Genomic DNA, 17,058 nt, shown 5'->3' on the forward strand with positions numbered 1-17,058 from the left:
CGGTATGAAAAGCTTTGATTTGGATGTGTACTGTTTCGTATGCGGGATTGGTTCGTCCTCCCACCGTTCGAGTCGCCTCCTACACCTACGAGAATATAAGGTCACGCGAACGCCGTCCTCCGTCCGGTGATAGACCCGTCGCTCGGCGTATGGCGAGTCGGCACGGAGAAGAGGGCGCGGGTGGCCGACTCACTCCGGAGTCGCGCCGCTGCCGTCCCGGAAGGTGAGCCGGGTGGCGACGTCGAGGGTGTCCCGGACGTGGCGGGCGTCGCCGCTGAGGGCGCAGACGGCGCGCTGGAGGCGAAGCAGGGGCTCGGGGCGCTCCGCTTCGAGGTAGTCGTTCGCGGCGTCGGTGCGCTCGCGCGCCCGATCGAGCGCCGCGCGTGCGCGTGTGACGTCGCTATATGACGGTTCGACGACCGCGTTCCGCGCGGCGTCCGCGGCGTCGTCGATTGCGTCGGCCAGGTCGCGCAGGCGTTCGCGCGCGCCGTCGGGGATCGGCTCGCCGGTCAGCCCGGCGAGGTCCGTCGCGGCGTCCGCCATCAGGACGACGTCCTGGGCGACGGAGCGATAGCCGATCAGCGGGAACCCGGTGTCGACGCCGACCGCGCGGTTGAGGTCGGGGTTTCGATACGTGGCGAAGAGGACGCGCAAGAGGAGGTAGAAGAGCTTGTCCACCTGCGCGTGTCGCTGCTCGATCGCGCGGGCGCGTTCCGCGTCGCCGTCGAGGAACGCCGCGAGCGCTTCGCTACGCATCGTCGTCTCCGTGCGATCGAGGCGGCCGAGGAGCGTCGGGAGTTCGAAGTCGTCGGCGGCGATCGAGCACCGGAGCGTCATCGCCTCCGCGGTCTCCTCGACGACGCCGACGCCCATCAGGCCGCGCTCGGCGTCGAGGACGGCGTCGCGGTGGCCGGGCGCGATCGGGCCGTCGTCGGTGACGTGGACGAGTCGCCGCCCGAGGACGTACTGGGCGATGACCGCCCGCCGTAGCGCGTCGGCGTCGAGGCCGCTCGCGTCCACCGTCGTCTCCGCGTCGTCGATCAGCGTGCGGTCGGGGACGACGAGGAGCGACCCGCTGCTCTCGTCGCGCTGGACGACGACGGAGTCGCCCTTCTCGACTTCGTGCTCGCGCGCCCACTCGGCGGGGAGCGTGACCGCGAGCGTCGAGGACCCGAGCTGTTGGACCTTCCGCGTGATGCGGACGTCCTCACCGGTCACGACGCCATCCACCCCGATGCTTTCTCACGAACGACCATCCATACTCGTTATAGCTGTGTGTGCTGAAACCATATACGCCTATTCGTGTCCGCGACATTCGCTATCTCGGTCCAAAAGCGAACGCGAAAGACCGCACGCTTCGAACGCGGAGGCCGATCAGTCGTCCGTCGGCTCGGCGGCGGTCGTGCGGGCGCGCGACGTCCGCTCGACCTCCGCGTCCTCGGTCACCGCGGCGACGCCGACGTAGGTGACGAGCGCGAGCGCGGGCGCGATGAACGTCGGAAGGCCGTCGAACGCGGGCGTGAACCACGGGTTCTGGATGTAGAGCAGGGAGTTCGGGATCGCGTACGTCGTCGGGACGAGCGCGAACAGCACGAGGCGGGTGAGTGAGCCCGCGAGGATCGACGCGAGCGCGGCCTGTCGCGTGGCGAAGTCCGGCTTGAACAGCCCGAAGACGAACGGCACGAGCAGCGCGGCGAGCATCACGTCGAAAGCGAGCAGGAGGAGCATCCCGGTCTGGGCGACCTGGAGGGCGAAGAAGACCCCGAGCACCGTCACGGGCACCGCCATGATCCGCGTCGTCGTGAGCAGTTTGTCGGCGTCCGTGTCCACGAGGTCGTCGTCCGCGTCGGCCGCCTCGTGTTCGTCGTCGGGGGCGTTCTCGTCGACGCGGATGCCGACGACGTTCCGAGCGAGGACGGCGGACGTCCCGAGGATCGCGCCGTCGCCCGTCGAGAAGGAGGCGGCGACGATCCCCCCCAGGACGAGGATGGCGAGCCACGTCGGCACGCCGGTCTGGAGGAGCGTGTAGAGCATCGCCTCGCTCCCGGACTGAACGCCGATCGAGGAGAGGATCGACGGCATCGAGAGCGCGACGACGGAGAACGGGATGCCGATGATGAGCGTGCCGGCGCTCCCGATGAAGCAGGCCTTCTGCGCCGTCTCCGGGTCGTCGGCGGCGAAGACGCGCTCCATGAAGTCGATGGCGACGATGTCGCCGAGACCGAGCGCGATGATCGACGCCCAGTTGATGTACGCGCCCTGCGCGGGGTTGGTGAGCTGGCCGAACGCGGTCGGGCCCATCCCGCTCGGAACGGTGATCCCGTAGTTGGTGGCGACGTAGACGATGAGGGCGAGCGAGCCGACGAGCGCGATGCCGGCCTGAATGACGTCGGTGTACGCGACCGAGAAGAGCCCGCCGGCGACGGTGTAGCTGAAGATGATCGCGGCGATGGCGACGACGCCGATCGTGTAGTCGAAGCCGAGGAAGATCTGGAAGAGGTAGCCGCCGGCGACGAGGTTGCCGGCGAGCAGGAAAGCGTACGCGAGGAGCATGACGCCCGAGGAGAGCACCTCGACGACGCGGCCGTACTTGCGCCGGTAGAAGTCGGGGAGCGTCACGAGGTTCATCCGGTTCATCGGCTTCGCGAAGAACAGCCCCGTGAGGAACAGGCAGGTGGCGAGCCCGACGGGGAGCGCCGCGCCCGCCCAGAAGCCGGCGGACGCGACGAGGTCCGTGTTCCCGAGCGTCGCGTTCGAGTCGAGCGACTGCGCCATCAGCGTCGCCGCCGCCAGCGGGAGGATCAACCCCCGGCCGGCGACGATGTAGTTCACGCTGTCCCCCTTCACCTTCCGGGAGACGTAGAACCCGACGCCGAGCATCACGGCGACGATCCCGATCAGCCCGATGACGATCGGGGTCACGAGGTCCACCCCCGCTGAACCGTCCACCGATCTCGACCCGATACGCGAACTTCGCCACGTTCCTCTGATATTTGATTGACGAACGCGTGCATATCTTCCACGGAGGTACGGCAATCAACCAGACATAAAGGACTTATCCTGAGGCTGTTTAGTTTCTCGGATACACACTCAACAGACGGAAACCGTTCACACTCCCTTGGTCCCCTGGAGGGTGTAGGGAGTGTATAAGGAGTGAAAGGGCGCTCGCGCGCCCGGTCGGGGCGACCGCCGCGCTACTCGTCGGGGCGGACGTCGCCGCTCGGGAGGTTCGGGTCGCGGTAGGGGTTGCGGCCGTAGACGGCGCCGTGGAGGTCCTGTGCGTCGAGCTGCTCGCGCAACACCCGACGGAGACGGTTGAGCGACGTGATCGTGAGGCCGTGTTTCTCCGCGAGCGCCTCGAATCGGGGGTCGTCCGTGAGCGAGGTGAACTGTTCGTAGAGGCTTTCGAGGCGTTCGGGGGGTTGCTCGGCGAGCCACGCCTGATCCTGGAGGCCCAGATAGCGCTCGCGTTCGTCGTCGACGACGTGCCGGATCGTGACGAGCGCGACCTTCTCGATCGCGCGCTGACTGCCGAACGCCGTCAATTCGAGGTCGACCATCACGCCGAGCGCGCGGTCGCGCTGCCACGGCGTCACGTCGAGGTCGTTACAGAGCGCGTGCGTGATCCGTAGCTTCTCCAGTCGGTGTTGGCGCGCGCCGTGTCCCTCCGTCGCGGGGTGGCGCTCCTCGTGGAGGCGTCGCAGGTTCTCCGAGACGTCCGCTTCGGGCGAGCGCGCGCGGCCGATCTGCGTCGCGCTCGGGCTCGTCGGCCCCCATCGCCCGACCGTCGTGTCTCGCCTGTGCGCCGCGCGCGCGAGCGCGCCGTCGCCCGGCCGCTGGCTGAACTGTTCCTCGTCGACCACCTCGAACTCGGGGGCCGACGTGGCGGCGTCGGTCATCGCCATCCGCTATCGTGCGCAGACGGATAAACGCACGACTACCCGCAGTGAGAACGCGATAGAATCGGGACGGCCCCGACGGGCCGTCCCTCGCTCGTATCTATTGCTTGTGGCGAGAAGCACTTAAAGATCGCTCGTACCCGGGCGGGACGCGGAAGACGGCGTACCAGACGACGATGGCGGCGGCGAGGCTTTCTCCGGCCGTTCCGACGGCGAACGATACGGCGGCCGTACTATTCGCGAGGAGCGCGGCGGGGATGGCGACGAGCAGTCGGTCGTCCGTCTCCCGGTGTGGAGCCGTGGGCTCAGCGTGGACACGCCCTCGTGGCTCCGTGCACTCGGTAGCCCGGCACCGCTCTGTTCTCCAACGTGTCCTTCCAGACCGCTCCGTGTTCCGCCTGTTCTCACCGCCGTCCCGTCCGTCGTTTCTCCCCGCCGTGACCCGACGTCAATACGCGGCCGACTCGACCTCCCGAGGTGACCGCCGGCGATCGTCGCCGGAGCGGCGGGCCCTCGTATCGAGGGCGCGTCCCCACTTCGCCACGCCGGGATCCTACGACGGGACGGATCGTGGTCACCTTTATACTCGGACTCCCCTACGAGTCGAACGTGCAATCGACACCCGACCTGTGGGTTCTCATCGCCGCGGTGGGGCTGCCGTTCGTCGCGGCGGCGGCCACGCCGCTCGTGGCGCGGGCCCTCGGGAACCGGACTGCGTACTACGCGGCCGCGGTCGCCGCGGTCTGCTTCGGGTTGGTCGTCACGCTCGCCGGGACGCACGGCGGCGCGGCCGTCACGTGGGTCGGCCCGCTCTCCATCTCGCTCGGCTTCTACGTCGACGGGCTCGCCACGCTCGTCGGCGCGCTCGCCAGCGGCGTCGGCGTCCTCGTCTTCTGCTACTCCGCGGGGTACATGCGCGGCGAGCCCGGCCAGCCGAAGTATTACGCGACGATGCTCGCGTTCATGGGATCGATGCTCGGCGTCGTCTACGCCGGCGACCTCGTCGTCCTCTTCTGCTTCTGGGAGCTGACGAGCATCGCCTCCTTCCTCCTCGTCGGCCACTACTCGGACCGGCGGGAGTCGCGGTACGCCGCACGCAAAGCCATGCTCGTCACCGTCGGCGGCGGGCTGTTCATGCTCGTCGGCTTCGTGCTGTTGGCGAGCACCGTCGGCACCTACTCGCTGACGGCGATGCTCGCCGAGCCCGCCGCGACCCGCGCCGCCGTCGAGGGGGCCGGCTTGCTCCTGCCGATCCTCTCGCTCGTCGGGATCGGCGCGGCCGCCAAGTCCGCTCAGGTCCCCTTCCACGTCTGGCTCCCGGACGCGATGGCCGCCCCGACGCCCGTCTCCGCCTTCCTCCACTCCGCGACGATGGTGAAGGCCGGCGTCTTCCTCCTCGGGCGCGTGCGTCCGATCCTCGTCGGCGGCGACTGGACGACCGCCTTCGTCGCGCTCGGCCTCCTCACGATGCTCGTCGCCGCGGTCCTCGCCGTCTGTGCGAGCGAGCTGAAGGAGCTGCTCGCGTACTCGACGGTGAGCCACCTCGGCCTCATCGTCGCCGGATTCGGCTTCTCGGGTGCGCTCGGCTCGGAGACCGCGGTCTTCCACATTCTCAACCACGCCGCGTTCAAGGCCGCGCTCTTCCTCGTCGCCGGGATCGTCGCCCACGAGGCCGGCACGCGGGCGTTCGACGACCTCAGCGGCCTCCGACACGACCTCCCGATCACCGCGGGCGTCACCGTCGTCGCCGCGCTCGGCATGGGCGGCGTCCCCCCGTTCAACGGCTTCTACTCGAAGGAACTCCTCTTCGAGGCGAGCTACGAGTTCGCCCACCACGCCGGGGGGCTGGCGTGGCTCGCCCCCGTCGTCGCCGTCGTCGGCAGCGTCTTCACGCTCGCCTACTCGCTGCGCTTCCTCAGCATCTTCTTCGGCGAGCGCCCCGAGACGCTCGGGAGCGTCCACCGGGCGCCGTGGCCGATGACCGGCCCGCCGGTCGTCCTCGCCGCCATTGCGGGCGTCATCGGCCTCGGCGGGATCACCGCCGCGCTCGGCGCGCCGCTCGCCCCCGTCGAGTCGTTCGTCGGCTGGGTCGTCGCCTCGACGCTCGGGCCCGACGCCGCCGGTCACGCCGCGAGCTTCCACTACTACCTCCCGACGTACGTCTCGCCCGCCGTCGTCATGAGCGCGCTCGCCATCGTCGGGGGCGTCGCCTGTTTCCTCCGCTGGCGCCGCGTCCGGTGGGCGACGCGCGGCCTGCTCGACGCGCTCCCGGTTCTGCGCGCCGACGGCTGGTACGACCGACTCGTCTACGGCGCGAACCACGCGAGCACGCGCGTCCAGCGCGCCCTCTGGACCGGCCACCTGCGGACGTACGCCGCGTGGACGTTCGTCGGTGCGGTCGCGCTCGCCGGCTTCGGCTACGTCGCAACCGGCGTCGCCGTCCCGAACGCCACGCCGTCGCTTGGCGCGACGCTCACGATCATCCTCGCCGTCGCTGCCGTCGCCGCCATCGCCGCCGTCCGCGCGCCCTCACACGTCGCGGGCGTCATGGCGCTCTCCGTCGTCGGCTTCGCCGTCACGGTCTTCTTCGTCCTCGCCAGCGCCCCCGACGTCGCGCTCACGCAGGTCGTCGTCGAGACGGTGACGTTCGTCGTCTTCCTCGTCATCCTCGACAAGCTCCCGAGCTACTACGGACGCATCGAGCGCTCGCGGGCCGCCCGCGACGTCGTCATCTCGGTGCTCGTCGGCGCGCTCGTCACCATCACGACGCTCGTCGCCACCGACGCGACGCCCGACGCGATCGCCTCCTACTTCGTGGAGAATACGGTCGAGCAGGCCGGTGGTCACAACATCGTGAACGTCATCCTCGTCGACTTCCGCGGCCTCGACACGCTCGGCGAGATCAGCGTCGTCGCCATGGCCGCCGTGACGGTGCTCACGCTCATCGTCATGCGTGAGCGAGGTGAGACGCCGTGAGCCGAGACACCGAGCGACGCGAGGCGTCGCGATCCGGCCGAGTCCACGCTCGCCACGCGGAGGTGGCTCGCGTGACTAGCGTCGGACCGACGGCCCGACTGAGTCACGCCGACCACACGGGGTGGTCCGCGTGACCGACGCCAGACGGCGGTCTGGCCGGGCCACACTCGCCACGCGGGGGTGGCTCGCGTGACCACCGTCATCCTGCGCACGATCACGCGCCTCGTTCTCCCGCTCGGGTTCGTCGTCTCCTTCGCGTTCTTCCTGCAGGGGCACAACCTCCCGGGCGGCGGCTTCATCGCCGGCGTGCTCACCGCCTCCGTCGTCGCGCTCGCCTACCTCGCGTACGGCCTCGACGTCGTCGAGGACGACGTCTTCGGCCGCGAGGTCGAGGCCGCGGTCGAACACGTCCAACACGGCGTCGTTCGGGACTACCAGACGCTCTACGCGAGCGGGCTCGCCGTCGCCGTCGCCGGCGGCCTCGCCGCGATCGTCTACGGCTACCTCACGGACACGACCATTCCCTTCATGACACAGACGTTCCGCTACGCGACCGTCCCGCTCTTCGGACACATCGAACTCGCCTCGGCGATCGTCTTCGACCTCGGCGTCTACGCCGTCGTCGTCGGCGCGCTCCTCACGATCATCTCGGTGGTGGGTGCGGAATGACTGGTGACGCGGAAGTCGTCCTCGCGCTCGCCCTCGGCGTGCTGTTCGCCGCCGGGACGTTCCTCGTCCTGCGCCGCGACCTCGTGCGCGTCGTCTTCGGCGTGCTCGTGCTCTCGCAGGCGACGAACGTCTACCTCATCACGATGGGCGGCATCGGGGGCGTCGCGCCCATCCTCGGGCACGGCGGCGAGACCACCGATCCGCTCGTGCAGGCGCTCGTCCTCACCGCCGTCGTCATCGGCTTCGCCACGACGGCGCTCCTCCTCGTCCTCGTCTACCGGACGTACCAGGAGCACGGCTCGATCGACCTCGACGACATCCAGGGGGCGGTTCGATGACGACGACCCTCGTCGTCGCGCCGGTGCTCGTGGCGCTCGTCACCTCGATCACGTGCATCTTCGTCCGCTTCAACCCCCGCGTCCAGCGCGCGTGCAGCATCGTCGGCGTCGTCGGCTACAGCGCCGCCGTCTTCGCTCTCCTCGCGCGGGTCTGGCCCGCGGACACCCTCGCCTATCAGGTCGGCAACTGGCCCGCGCCGTACGGCATCACGCTCGTCGCCGACCCACTCTCGGGCTTCATGCTCGCGCTCACGGCCGTCGTCGCGCCGCTCACGCTCGTCTACAGCGTTCGGCATCTGAAACCGCCCGGCCAGCGCGTCTCCTACCACACGCTGTTCCACTTCCTCCTCGTCGGCGCCACGGGGGCCTTCCTCACTGGCGACCTGTTCAACCTCTTCGTCTGGTTCGAGGTGACGCTCATCGCCTCCTACGGCCTCGTCGCCTTCTACAGCGACAGCGACGGGACGCTCGCCGCGACGCGCTACGTCGTGCTCAACCTCGTCGGCTCCAGCCTGATGCTCCTCGCCGTCGGGGGCCTCTACGGCGTCACGGGCACGCTCAACATGGCCGACATGGCCCGCTGGCTCGCGGCGGCCTCCCCCGCGGAGGCGACGCCCGTCCTCGGGCTCTCGCTCCTCCTGCTTGCGGTCTTCGGACTGAAGGCCGGCCTCGTCCCCTTCCAGTGGTGGGTGCCCTCGGCGTACGCGGCCGCGCCCGCGCCCGCCGCGGCCATGCTCGCCGGCGTCGCCAAGAAGGTCGGCGTCTACGCGATCATCCGCGTCGGCTTCGTCGTCTTCGCCGCCGCCGATCCCACGTTCACGTTCGGCGGCCTCGCCGGAGACCTCTTCGCCGCCTACGGTCCCGTCCTCTTCGCGCTCGCCGGCGCGTCGATCCTCGTCGGCGGCCTCGCCGCGCTCGATCGCCCGACGTTCGAGGAGACGCTCGCTTACTCCAGTATCGGACAGGTGGGGTTCATCGTCCTCCCCCTGGCCGTCGCCGCTGCCGTCCCCACCCTTCGGACGGCCGGGGTCGCCGCCGCGCTCGTCTACGCGCTCAACCACGCGCTCGCCAAGCCCCTGCTCTTCCTCGTCGGGGGAATCGTCGAGGACGCGACGGGGACGACCGAGCTCGACGTTCTCGGCGGCCTCGCCGGCCGCTCGCCGACGCTCGCCGGAGTCTTCCTCGTCGGCGCGCTCTCACTCGTCGGCATCCCGCCCCTCGCCGGCTTCTTCGGAAAGCTCCTCGTCTTCCGCACGGCCGCGCTCGGCGACGCCGCCGTCGCGCTCGGCGTCGCCGTCCTCGGTGCCGTGCTCACCATCGCGTACGTCTCCCGGACGTGGAACCGTGCGTTCTGGGGCGAGCGCACCGACGTCGTCGCGTCGATGACCGCCCCCGACCCGGTTCGGCTCGCCGTCGTCGTCGCGTTCGCGGGCTGTATCGTCGCCGTCGGCGTCGGTTTCGCTCCGGTCTACGGCCTCGCCGAGGCGGCGGGCCACGTCGCCACCGGTGCGGGCCGCGACGCGTACATCCGTGCGGTGCTCGGAGGTGGTGTCGCGTGAATCGCGTCGGAGCGGCCGTCCGTCGGGTTCGTCCAGCCCACGCGCCCGACCGGGGGTGGTCGGCGTGACGTCCGTCCCCCGCTGGGTGACGGCGGGCGTCGGCTTCGCCGTCGTCTGGATCTTCGTCGCGGAGGCCCCCGGGACGCTCCAGGGGATCGCCGCCGGCCTCGTCGCCGGTCTCGTCCTCTCGCTGCCCGTCGCGTACACCTTCCGCGTGCTCTTCCCGGGGCGCAGCGATCTCGGGCGGACGCCGACGCTCGTCCGCGCCGGCGTCGTCTACGTCCTCGACTTCCTGTACGAGCTCCTCACGGCGAACATCGACGTCGCAAAGCGCGTGCTCTCGCCGTCCCCCCGCCTCAATCCCGGCGTCGTCGTCGTCCCGCTGCGCGTCGAGAGCAACGCCGCGATCACGACGATCGCTAACTCCATCACGCTCACGCCCGGCACCCTGACCATGGACTACGACGCGGAGGTGAACGCCCTCACCGTCCACGCGGTCGACATCGCGGACGTCGATGGGCTCGTCGCGCCGATCCGGCGCTGGGAGCGCTATGCCATCGACATCTTCGGCGAGGACGTCGACCCCGAGAGCGCGCCGCGCGATGCCGCCCTCGAAGGCGCGTGGGAGCCACCGGCGGACGGCGAAGGGGAGGCCGACGACACCGAGGACGCGGACGCCGATGGTTCGGATTCGGCGGATACGGGGGTGGAGCGATGAACGTCCCCGAACTCTACCACCTCGTCCTCGTCGCCTGCGGCGCGATCGCGGCGCTCTGCACGCTCGCCTGCACGTATCGCGTCGTCGTCGGCCCGACCGTCCCCGACCGGGCGGTCGCGCTCGACACGATCTCGACGTGCGTCGTCGGGATCGTCGTCGTCCACGCCTTGGAGGCCGATCGGTCGTTCTTCGTCCTCGTCGCCGTGATGCTCGCCATCGTCGGCTTCGTGACGACGGTCGTCGCCGCGAAGTACCTCACCGAGGGGGCGATCATCGAATGAACCTCTTCCTCTCCCTCGGCGCGTCCGTGGCCGTCGCCGCGACGGAAGGCGCCAGCGAAGCCGGCCACGCCGCCGCCGGGCCCTCCGCGCTCCGACTCGCCGTCGTCGCCGCGCTCGTCGTCGTCGGGACGTTCTTCCTCTGCGTCGGCACGATCGGACTCCTGCGCTTCCCGGACGTCTACAACCGGATGCACGCCACCTCGAAGGCGACGACGCTCGGCGCGGCCTCCATGTTCCTCGCCGGCTTCGTCCGCTTCGGGCCGTTCGGCGCCGGGCTCACCTCTCTCGTCGGCATCGTCTTCCTCTTCGTCACCGCCCCCACGGGCGCACACCTCATCTCGCGGGCCGCCCGCAAGCTCGACGTCGGGATGTACGGCGACGAGGAGTAGCCCGCGCCGTCGCCGCCGCGAATCGAAACGGCTAAATTCGGAAGGCGACTACGCTGAAGTGAGCCGAGGTAGCCTAGCCTGGCCAAGGCGGTTGCCTCGAAAGCAACTGTCCACACGGACTCGTGAGTTCGAATCTCACCCTCGGCGCTCCACGCTGTTTCCTCCCTCGGTCGTTCACGCTCCGCTCACCTCGTGTCGATACTCACCGCTCAGGCGTCTGGGCGAGTACCTCCCGGATCGCCGTCGCCACCTCCTCGAAGCGCGCCGTCGAGAGCGGATCGGTCGTGACGAACACGCCGTGATCGGCGGTGATGACCCGGGTCAGCGCGCCGTCCTCGTGGCTGTGGATCGTGTACTCGTAGCCCCCGAGCTCGGAGTTCACACCGGTCTCGCGGCGTTCGAACCCGCGTCGCTCGTTCTCGACGAACGACGCCAGATCCGCAGACGCGTCCAGGTCCTCGCGCAAGTAGAGCTGTTCGTAGTCGTCCGCGGTGAAGTAGACGATGCTCCGAAGCGAATCGCCGATCGCGCTCCGACACGCGCGCCGCAGTTCCTCCCGTACCCTGTCGTTCATGGCTCATCCGTGATACGCACTCCCACAGGTAAACGTATGGGGTGTCGTACCGTGGATAGCGGGGCGTCGGCGCGCCCTCACGCCGATCGCGCTCGCTCGCGTCCCGCCCTCTTCCCACCGATCGGAACGGGATCAGTCGTCGGCGGGAACGGTGTCGCCCGCCTCCGCGTCGGCTCCCGGGAGGAGGCGATCGAGGGCGTCGAGGACGGCCGTGACGCTGGCGACCGTGATGTCGGCGTCGCTCGCGGAGACGGAGACCGAGCGATCGCCGCGAGAGACTTCGACGTCGACGGTGACGACGGCGTCCGTCCCGCCCGTGATCGCATCGACGTGGTACGATTCGAGGTGGAAGGAGAACTCGGATCCGAGCGCCTGCCGAACGGCGCTCATCGCGGCGTCGACGGGTCCGCTCCCCGTCCCCGCGGCGCTGCGCTCGTCGTCGTCGACGCGCAGGCGGACGCTCGCCGACGGCGTCCCCTGCCCGCTCGCCGCGGTGAGGTCGAGCAGTTCGACGCGGCGCTCGCGCGAGCGCCCGCGGACGTCCTCGGCGATCGTGAGGAGGTCCGCGTCCGTGACGCGCCGGCCCTTCTCGCCGAGGGTCTTCACGCGCTCGACGACCGCCGCGAGCGCCTCGTCGTCCAGCTCGACGTCGTGTTCGGCGAGCGCCGCGCGGACGCCCGCCCGGCCGGCGTGTTTCCCGAGGACGAGGCGGCGTTCCCGACCCACCGCCTCCGGCGGGTAGGGCTCGTACATCCGCTCGTCTTTCAGCGTACCGTCGGTGTGAATGCCGGACTCGTGGGCGAAGGCGTTCTCGCCCGAGACCGCCTTGTTCGGCGGCAGGCGGACGCCTGTAGCCTCGGAGACCGCCGTGGCGAGGTCGTAGAGCGATTCGGTCTCCATCGGCTCGACGTCGTAGCAGTGCCAGAGCGCGATGGCAACCTCTTCGAGGGCGACGTTGCCGGCGCGCTCGCCGATGCCGTTGATCGTCCCGTGGACGAGGTCGGCCCCCGCGGCGAGGCCCGCGAGCGCGTTCGTCACCGCCAGTCCGAGGTCGTCGTGCGTGTGGACGCTCACCGGGCCGTGCTCGGCGAGGCGCGCCACCCCCTCGTAGACCGCCTCGGGCGAGGCGTGGCCGACCGTGTCCGCGAAACAGAAGCGATCGGCGCCCGCGTCGAACGCGGCCTCGGCCTGCGCTTCGAGGTAGTCGTAGTCGGCGCGGGACCCGTCCTCGCCGATCACCTCGACCCAGAGCCCCTGCGCTTTCGCGTAGGCGACGAGCTCGCCGGTCTTCTCGACGACCTCCTCGCGGCTCGAACCGACCTTCCCCTCGACGTGCCGGTCGCTCGCCGGCACGACGATGTGGACGCCGTCGACGTCGCAGTCGAGCGCGAGATCGACGTCCCGCTGGACGCCGCGGCAGAAGCTCGTGACGCGGGCGTCGAGGCCGAGGCTCGTCACGCGCCGAATCGTCTCGCGCTCGGCGGCGCTCGTGCAGGCGCTGCCGGCCTCGATGGCGGCGACGCCGGCGTCGTCGAGGCGACGGGCGATGTCCGCCTTCTGGTCCGGACTGAGCGACACCCCCGGGGCCTGTTCGCCGTCGCGGAGGGTCGTGTCGAGGAACTGTACGTCGCCGTCGCTGAGGGTGGTGTTCGAGAAGAAGTCCATCGAGAACTCGCTGTCGGTTGGTGTGGTTTCGTTACCGTCGGATTTCACGGCCAGCCGCCTTGCGGCGACTTCCCCTATCCTCCGACGTCGTCGTGTCTGACGTCATCGTACCTCCACCGACGGCGTCGAGCCTCTTAAACCGGTCGGAACGGTCGGGAACGACCGTGATGGTACGCGGGCCCCACGCGTCGCTCGCCCCCGTCTCGCGTCCCGGGAATCCGCCTCGCCTACGCGTCCCGTCGCGTCACGCGCACCGTGTCGCCCACGGCGACGTCCGACGCCGCGCCCGCCGGGAGCTCGACGAGCCGATCTGCCGCCGCCGCGCCGAGGCCGGTCCACGCCGACAGCGTCTCCGTCGCCTGCACCTCGTCGTCGACGAGCCAGAGGACGTCGATGTCGAAGGGGACGAACACCATGTGGACGTCGCGGCGCTTCCGCTCGTCGAACTCGAAGACGAGGGCGTAGTCCGACGGGACCGACGCCCGGAACATCAGTCCGCGGGCCCGGGCGAGGAACGACTCGGCGACGTCGACCGTCGCGGCGAGCGTTTCCGTCGCGCCGTCGCGGTCGTGGACGACGTGCACGTCGGACGGGAGGAGGGCGACGCGCTTGGCTCTTCGGGGTGCGCGGAAAGGACTTTGACGCTCCCGTCGCGAGACGAAGCCGGTGAAGAAGACCCCGACCGGGACCGCCGTCGGCGTCGACGATCCCTACGCTCACGCCGGGGTCTGCGATCACGTCACGGGCGACGGGAAGTGTCGATACGCCTTCGAGCACCCCGAGCACGACCGCGACTTCGCCGCTGAGCGCGCGGGCGACGACTACCACTGTCCGGTCGCCGCGGGCGACTGGGAGTGGCGCGACTGCCCGCACTACCGTTCGACCTCGACCGCCCGCGAGTGCGCGCGCTGCGGCCTCGAAGCGCGCCGCGACGCCCACACGGACGCCCGCCCGCTCCTCGAAGAACACCACTTCTCTTACGCGGATGACCGGAGCGAGTCCGCGCACCGCGCGAACGGGGACGTCGACCACGAGATCACGGTGACGCTCTGCCGGTGGTGTCACGCCGCCGTTCACGACTCGTGGGCGCGGATCGACGACGACGCGAGTCCGAGCCCCGACGCGCTCGCCGAAGCCGAGGACCGGCGGAGCGACGAACTCGACGAACTCGGCTTCGAGACGGCCGCGGAGCGACGCGACGACGAGTGACGACGCCGCGATGCGCGCCGGCCGGACGCGCGCCGTCGGCTCTCGGGTCCCGGCCCGGCGCTACCTCGGGAAGTGGGCCGACGGCGTCCGGCGGCGGTGTCCCTCGCTCTCCCGTCGACTCCGCGTCGTCTGACGCCGGTCTCACGTTCCAACGCGACTACGAGGACTTTTTACGGCGACGGCCGATAGGGGACGCCATGACGCGAATCGCCGTCGTGGACAACCACGGCCAGTTCACGCACCTGGAACACCGGGCGCTCCGCGATCTCGGCGTCGACACCGACCTCGTCGACAACGACACCGCGCCGAGCGACCTCGCCGCGTACGACGGCCTCGTCCTCTCGGGCGGCCCGAGCATGGACCGCACCGGTCGCTGCGACGAGTACCTCTCCCTCGACGTTCCGATCCTCGGCATCTGTCTCGGGATGCAGTTCGTCGCCGCGGAGTACGGCGGCGACGTCGGCTCCGGCGACTACGGCGGCTACGCCGACGTCACGGTGGAGATCGTCGACGAGGACGACCCGCTCGTCGGCTCGCTCGCCCCCGAGACGCGCGTGTGGGCGAGTCACGCCGACGAAGTGACAGCGGTCCCCGACGGCTTCGCTCGCACCGCGACGAGCGACGTCTGCGACATCGAGGCCATGAGCGACACCGAGCGCGAGCGCTACGGCGTCCAGTGGCACCCGGAGGTCGCACACACCGAAGCCGGCGACGTCGTCTTCGAGAACTTCCTCGCGCGCTGCGAGTAGGCGTCCATGACCGAGACGCAGGGCGACCTCGCGGCGCTCTCGCGGTTCATCTTCCGCGCGCCGAACTGGTACGCCAGCCTCACCTTCGCCCTCCTCGTCGCCGCGCTGGCCGGCGTCGGCGCGTTCACCTCCTCGTTCCCCCTGGAGGACGCCTGGCAGGGAGTCTTCTTCATCGGGATCCCCACCGTCGTCGCCAGCCTCCTCACCACGCCGGTCGACGGCTGGCTCGACGGTCAACTCACGTACAACCGCTCGTCGCTCCTCGCGCTCTGCTGTGAGCTCATCGTCGTCGCGCTGCTCGCCGTCGCCAGCGTCCTCGCCGTCCTCACGCGCCTCGGGCAGAACTTCGTCTTCGACGTCCTCATCGCCGCGCTCGCGCTCGTCTTCGCCCTGCGCCTGCTCGTCGTGCTCGCCGTCTCGCGCAACAGCCTCCTGCTCGCCGCGATCCCCGCGAGCCTCCAGACCGGCACCGCGGGCGTTCTCCTCTTCGTCTACAGCGGGACGATGCGCTATCTCACCATCGACGTCCCGCTGCTCAACGCCTACCTCTCGCGCCCGCAGAGCGCGCCCTCGCGTCTCCTCCTCGTCACCCCCGACGACCTCCTCCTCCTCGTCGGCATGAGCGTCCTCTACGCGCTCGTCGCCTACGGGTTCGTCCGCACCATGGACCGACCGTGGCGACAGAGTCTGGGGGTCTCGGGCCTCGACTTCCTCCGCGGGTTCATCGGCCACATCGCCGAGGGCACCCGCGAACTGGAGGACTTCTTCGAGCAGATCGGCGAGGACGCCATCGTTCCCGTCACCGTCCTCTCGTTCCGTCGCCCCGGCGGCGAGGAGAAAGCCCGCTTCGTCCTCCCGATGATCCACCCGGGCCCGATGGGCGAGATCGGCGGCGGCAACCTCCCCCAACGCGTCGCCGAGACCGCGACGGGCCTCGCCTTCCCGCCGCACGCCACCGCCGGCCACGACTTCAACCTCGTCACCGAACGCGAGGTCGATACGCTCGTCGACGCCGCCGAACGCGCCGCCGCGTCCATCGAGTACGACCGCGAGGCGACCCCCCGGATCCGCACCGCGCACGGCGACGCCAGCCTCCTCGGACAGGGCTTCGGCGACGACGGCGCGCTCCTCGTCGCCACCTTCGCGCCCGGATTCGCCGACGACATCGAGTACGCCGTCGGCCTCGCCGCCGCCGCCGAAGCGCGCTGTGCCGGCCTCGACGACGTCCTCCTCGCCGACGCCCACAACTCGAACAACGGCCTCCAAGGCGACGATCTCGGCCACGTCGTCCCCGGCTCCCCCCGGTCGTTCAATCTCATCGAGGGGGCCGGCGACCTCGGCTCGCGCCTCGCCGACGCCGAGCGCGGGCCGCTCTCCCTCGGCGTCGCCTGGGATCGCACCGTCTGGACGCCACAGGAGGGTATCGGACCGCTCGGCGTTCGCGTCGCCGTCACCGATGTCGCGGGCACGAGAGCGTGCTACGTCCTCGTCGACGGCAACAACATGGAACCCGGTCTCCGCGGCGACATCGTCGACGCGCTCGTCGACGCGCACGGCTTCGACCCCGACGCCGTCGAGATCATGACGACCGACACCCACATCGTCAACACCGTCAAATCCGAGAATCAGGTCGGCGACGTCATCGACCAGCGCGAGCTCACGACTCTCGTCGGCGACCTCGCCGGCGACGCCGTCGCGGACCTCGAACCCGTCGAGGCCGGCATCGCCACCGAACACGCCGAAGTCACCGTCTTCGGCAACGACCGCACCGAGACGCTCGCCAGCCACGCCAACGCCGTCATCGCCCTCGGCAGCGTCCTCGGCGCCGTCGTCGTCGCCGCGACCGTGCTCGTCAGCGCGCTCATCTTCCTGCTCACCTGAACTTCTTCGCCGCTCGGCTCTCACCCGACTGAGCGCGCCGATCCGCGGGTTCTTCAGTGACGATGGACCCACCGCTCCCCGTGTAGCGCCACGAAGACCGCGCGGGGGCCTCGCGAGACACCGGCCGACCGCCGCGCGCCGAGAGACGGCC

The 17,058-nt window shown here is 70.2% G+C and carries 17 protein-coding genes and 1 tRNA gene; 12 read left to right on the forward strand and 6 right to left on the reverse strand.

Annotated elements, in window-relative coordinates; all coding sequences use genetic code 11:
- Positions 1–189: 189 nt before the first annotated feature.
- The 3 genes from IEX91_RS06155 to IEX91_RS06165 all read right to left on the reverse strand — a co-directional run bounded on the left by IEX91_RS06155 (position 190) and on the right by IEX91_RS06165 (position 3,899).
- Complete coding sequence (locus tag IEX91_RS06155; RefSeq protein ID WP_229772805.1) at positions 190–1,218, reverse strand: phosphate signaling complex PhoU family protein; 1,029 nt, start codon at positions 1,216–1,218, stop codon at positions 190–192.
- Between the two features lie 156 nt (positions 1,219–1,374).
- Positions 1,375–2,931 (reverse strand): sodium:solute symporter family protein, encoded by a 1,557-nt coding sequence (locus IEX91_RS06160; protein WP_229772806.1) that lies wholly within the window; start codon positions 2,929–2,931, stop codon positions 1,375–1,377.
- 263 nt (positions 2,932–3,194) lie between these two features.
- Positions 3,195–3,899, reverse strand: coding sequence for a DNA-directed RNA polymerase subunit epsilon (locus IEX91_RS06165; protein WP_229772807.1), 705 nt, complete (start codon positions 3,897–3,899; stop codon positions 3,195–3,197).
- Between the two features lie 609 nt (positions 3,900–4,508).
- Here IEX91_RS06165 and mbhE point away from each other — a divergent pair.
- From mbhE to IEX91_RS06205, 8 genes are all read left to right on the forward strand, one after another.
- Positions 4,509–6,875, forward strand: a complete 2,367-nt coding sequence (gene mbhE / locus IEX91_RS06170; RefSeq protein ID WP_188877744.1) for a hydrogen gas-evolving membrane-bound hydrogenase subunit E — start codon at positions 4,509–4,511, stop codon at positions 6,873–6,875.
- A 189-nt stretch (positions 6,876–7,064) separates the two neighbouring features.
- Positions 7,065–7,544: an MnhB domain-containing protein gene (locus IEX91_RS06175; protein ID WP_188877745.1), complete on the forward strand. Its 480-nt coding sequence runs from the start codon at positions 7,065–7,067 to the stop codon at positions 7,542–7,544.
- Positions 7,541–7,882: a sodium:proton antiporter gene (locus tag IEX91_RS06180; RefSeq protein WP_188877746.1), complete on the forward strand. Its 342-nt coding sequence runs from the start codon at positions 7,541–7,543 to the stop codon at positions 7,880–7,882. Before IEX91_RS06175 ends, IEX91_RS06180 begins: the two co-directional genes overlap by 4 nt.
- The gene (locus tag IEX91_RS06185) at positions 7,879–9,441 is read left to right on the forward strand and encodes a complex I subunit 5 family protein (RefSeq protein WP_188877748.1); all 1,563 of its coding nucleotides are present in this window, start codon (positions 7,879–7,881) and stop codon (positions 9,439–9,441) included. The genes IEX91_RS06180 and IEX91_RS06185 overlap by 4 nt, the downstream gene beginning before the upstream one ends.
- A gap of 64 nt (positions 9,442–9,505) precedes the next feature.
- Positions 9,506–10,159, forward strand: coding sequence for a Na+/H+ antiporter subunit E (locus tag IEX91_RS06190; protein ID WP_229772808.1), 654 nt, complete (start codon positions 9,506–9,508; stop codon positions 10,157–10,159).
- Complete coding sequence (locus tag IEX91_RS06195; RefSeq protein WP_188877749.1) at positions 10,156–10,440, forward strand: monovalent cation/H+ antiporter complex subunit F; 285 nt, start codon at positions 10,156–10,158, stop codon at positions 10,438–10,440. Before IEX91_RS06190 ends, IEX91_RS06195 begins: the two co-directional genes overlap by 4 nt.
- Positions 10,441–10,466: 26 nt before the next feature.
- Positions 10,467–10,829 carry a monovalent cation/H(+) antiporter subunit G gene (gene mnhG / locus IEX91_RS06200; protein WP_407647944.1) on the forward strand — a complete coding sequence of 121 codons (363 nt, stop codon included), beginning with the start codon at positions 10,467–10,469 and terminating at the stop codon, positions 10,827–10,829.
- A 62-nt stretch (positions 10,830–10,891) separates the two neighbouring features.
- A tRNA-Ser gene (locus tag IEX91_RS06205) sits at positions 10,892–10,976 on the forward strand.
- A 55-nt stretch (positions 10,977–11,031) separates the two neighbouring features.
- On the opposite strand, the gene IEX91_RS06210 is transcribed toward IEX91_RS06205, so the two are convergent.
- From IEX91_RS06210 to IEX91_RS06220, 3 genes are all read right to left on the reverse strand, one after another.
- A complete protein-coding gene (locus IEX91_RS06210) occupies positions 11,032–11,403 on the reverse strand; it encodes a DUF7522 family protein (RefSeq protein WP_188877752.1) in 372 nt (123 codons plus the stop codon).
- Positions 11,404–11,535: 132 nt separating this feature from the next.
- Positions 11,536–13,068, reverse strand: coding sequence for a 2-isopropylmalate synthase (locus IEX91_RS06215; protein ID WP_188877928.1), 1,533 nt, complete (start codon positions 13,066–13,068; stop codon positions 11,536–11,538).
- Positions 13,069–13,295: 227 nt separating this feature from the next.
- Positions 13,296–13,652, reverse strand: coding sequence for a DUF192 domain-containing protein (locus IEX91_RS06220; protein ID WP_188877753.1), 357 nt, complete (start codon positions 13,650–13,652; stop codon positions 13,296–13,298).
- A gap of 82 nt (positions 13,653–13,734) precedes the next feature.
- Here IEX91_RS06220 and IEX91_RS06225 point away from each other — a divergent pair, with 82 nt between their 5' ends.
- From IEX91_RS06225 to IEX91_RS06235, 4 genes are all read left to right on the forward strand, one after another.
- A complete protein-coding gene (locus IEX91_RS06225) occupies positions 13,735–14,277 on the forward strand; it encodes a DUF7097 family protein (RefSeq protein WP_188877754.1) in 543 nt (180 codons plus the stop codon).
- A gap of 10 nt (positions 14,278–14,287) precedes the next feature.
- The gene (locus IEX91_RS16480; protein ID WP_268238671.1) at positions 14,288–14,410 is read left to right on the forward strand and encodes a hypothetical protein; all 123 of its coding nucleotides are present in this window, start codon (positions 14,288–14,290) and stop codon (positions 14,408–14,410) included.
- Positions 14,411–14,474: 64 nt separating this feature from the next.
- Positions 14,475–15,026 carry a GMP synthase subunit A gene (locus IEX91_RS06230; protein WP_188877756.1) on the forward strand — a complete coding sequence of 184 codons (552 nt, stop codon included), beginning with the start codon at positions 14,475–14,477 and terminating at the stop codon, positions 15,024–15,026.
- 6 nt (positions 15,027–15,032) lie between these two features.
- Entirely contained in the window at positions 15,033–16,907 is a 1,875-nt protein-coding gene (locus tag IEX91_RS06235) for a DUF2070 family protein (RefSeq protein WP_188877757.1), read from the forward strand.
- Positions 16,908–17,058: the final 151 nt, after the last annotated feature.

It is taken from the genome of Halarchaeum nitratireducens (genome assembly GCF_014647155.1).
Taxonomy (GTDB): domain Archaea; phylum Halobacteriota; class Halobacteria; order Halobacteriales; family Halobacteriaceae; genus Halarchaeum; species Halarchaeum nitratireducens.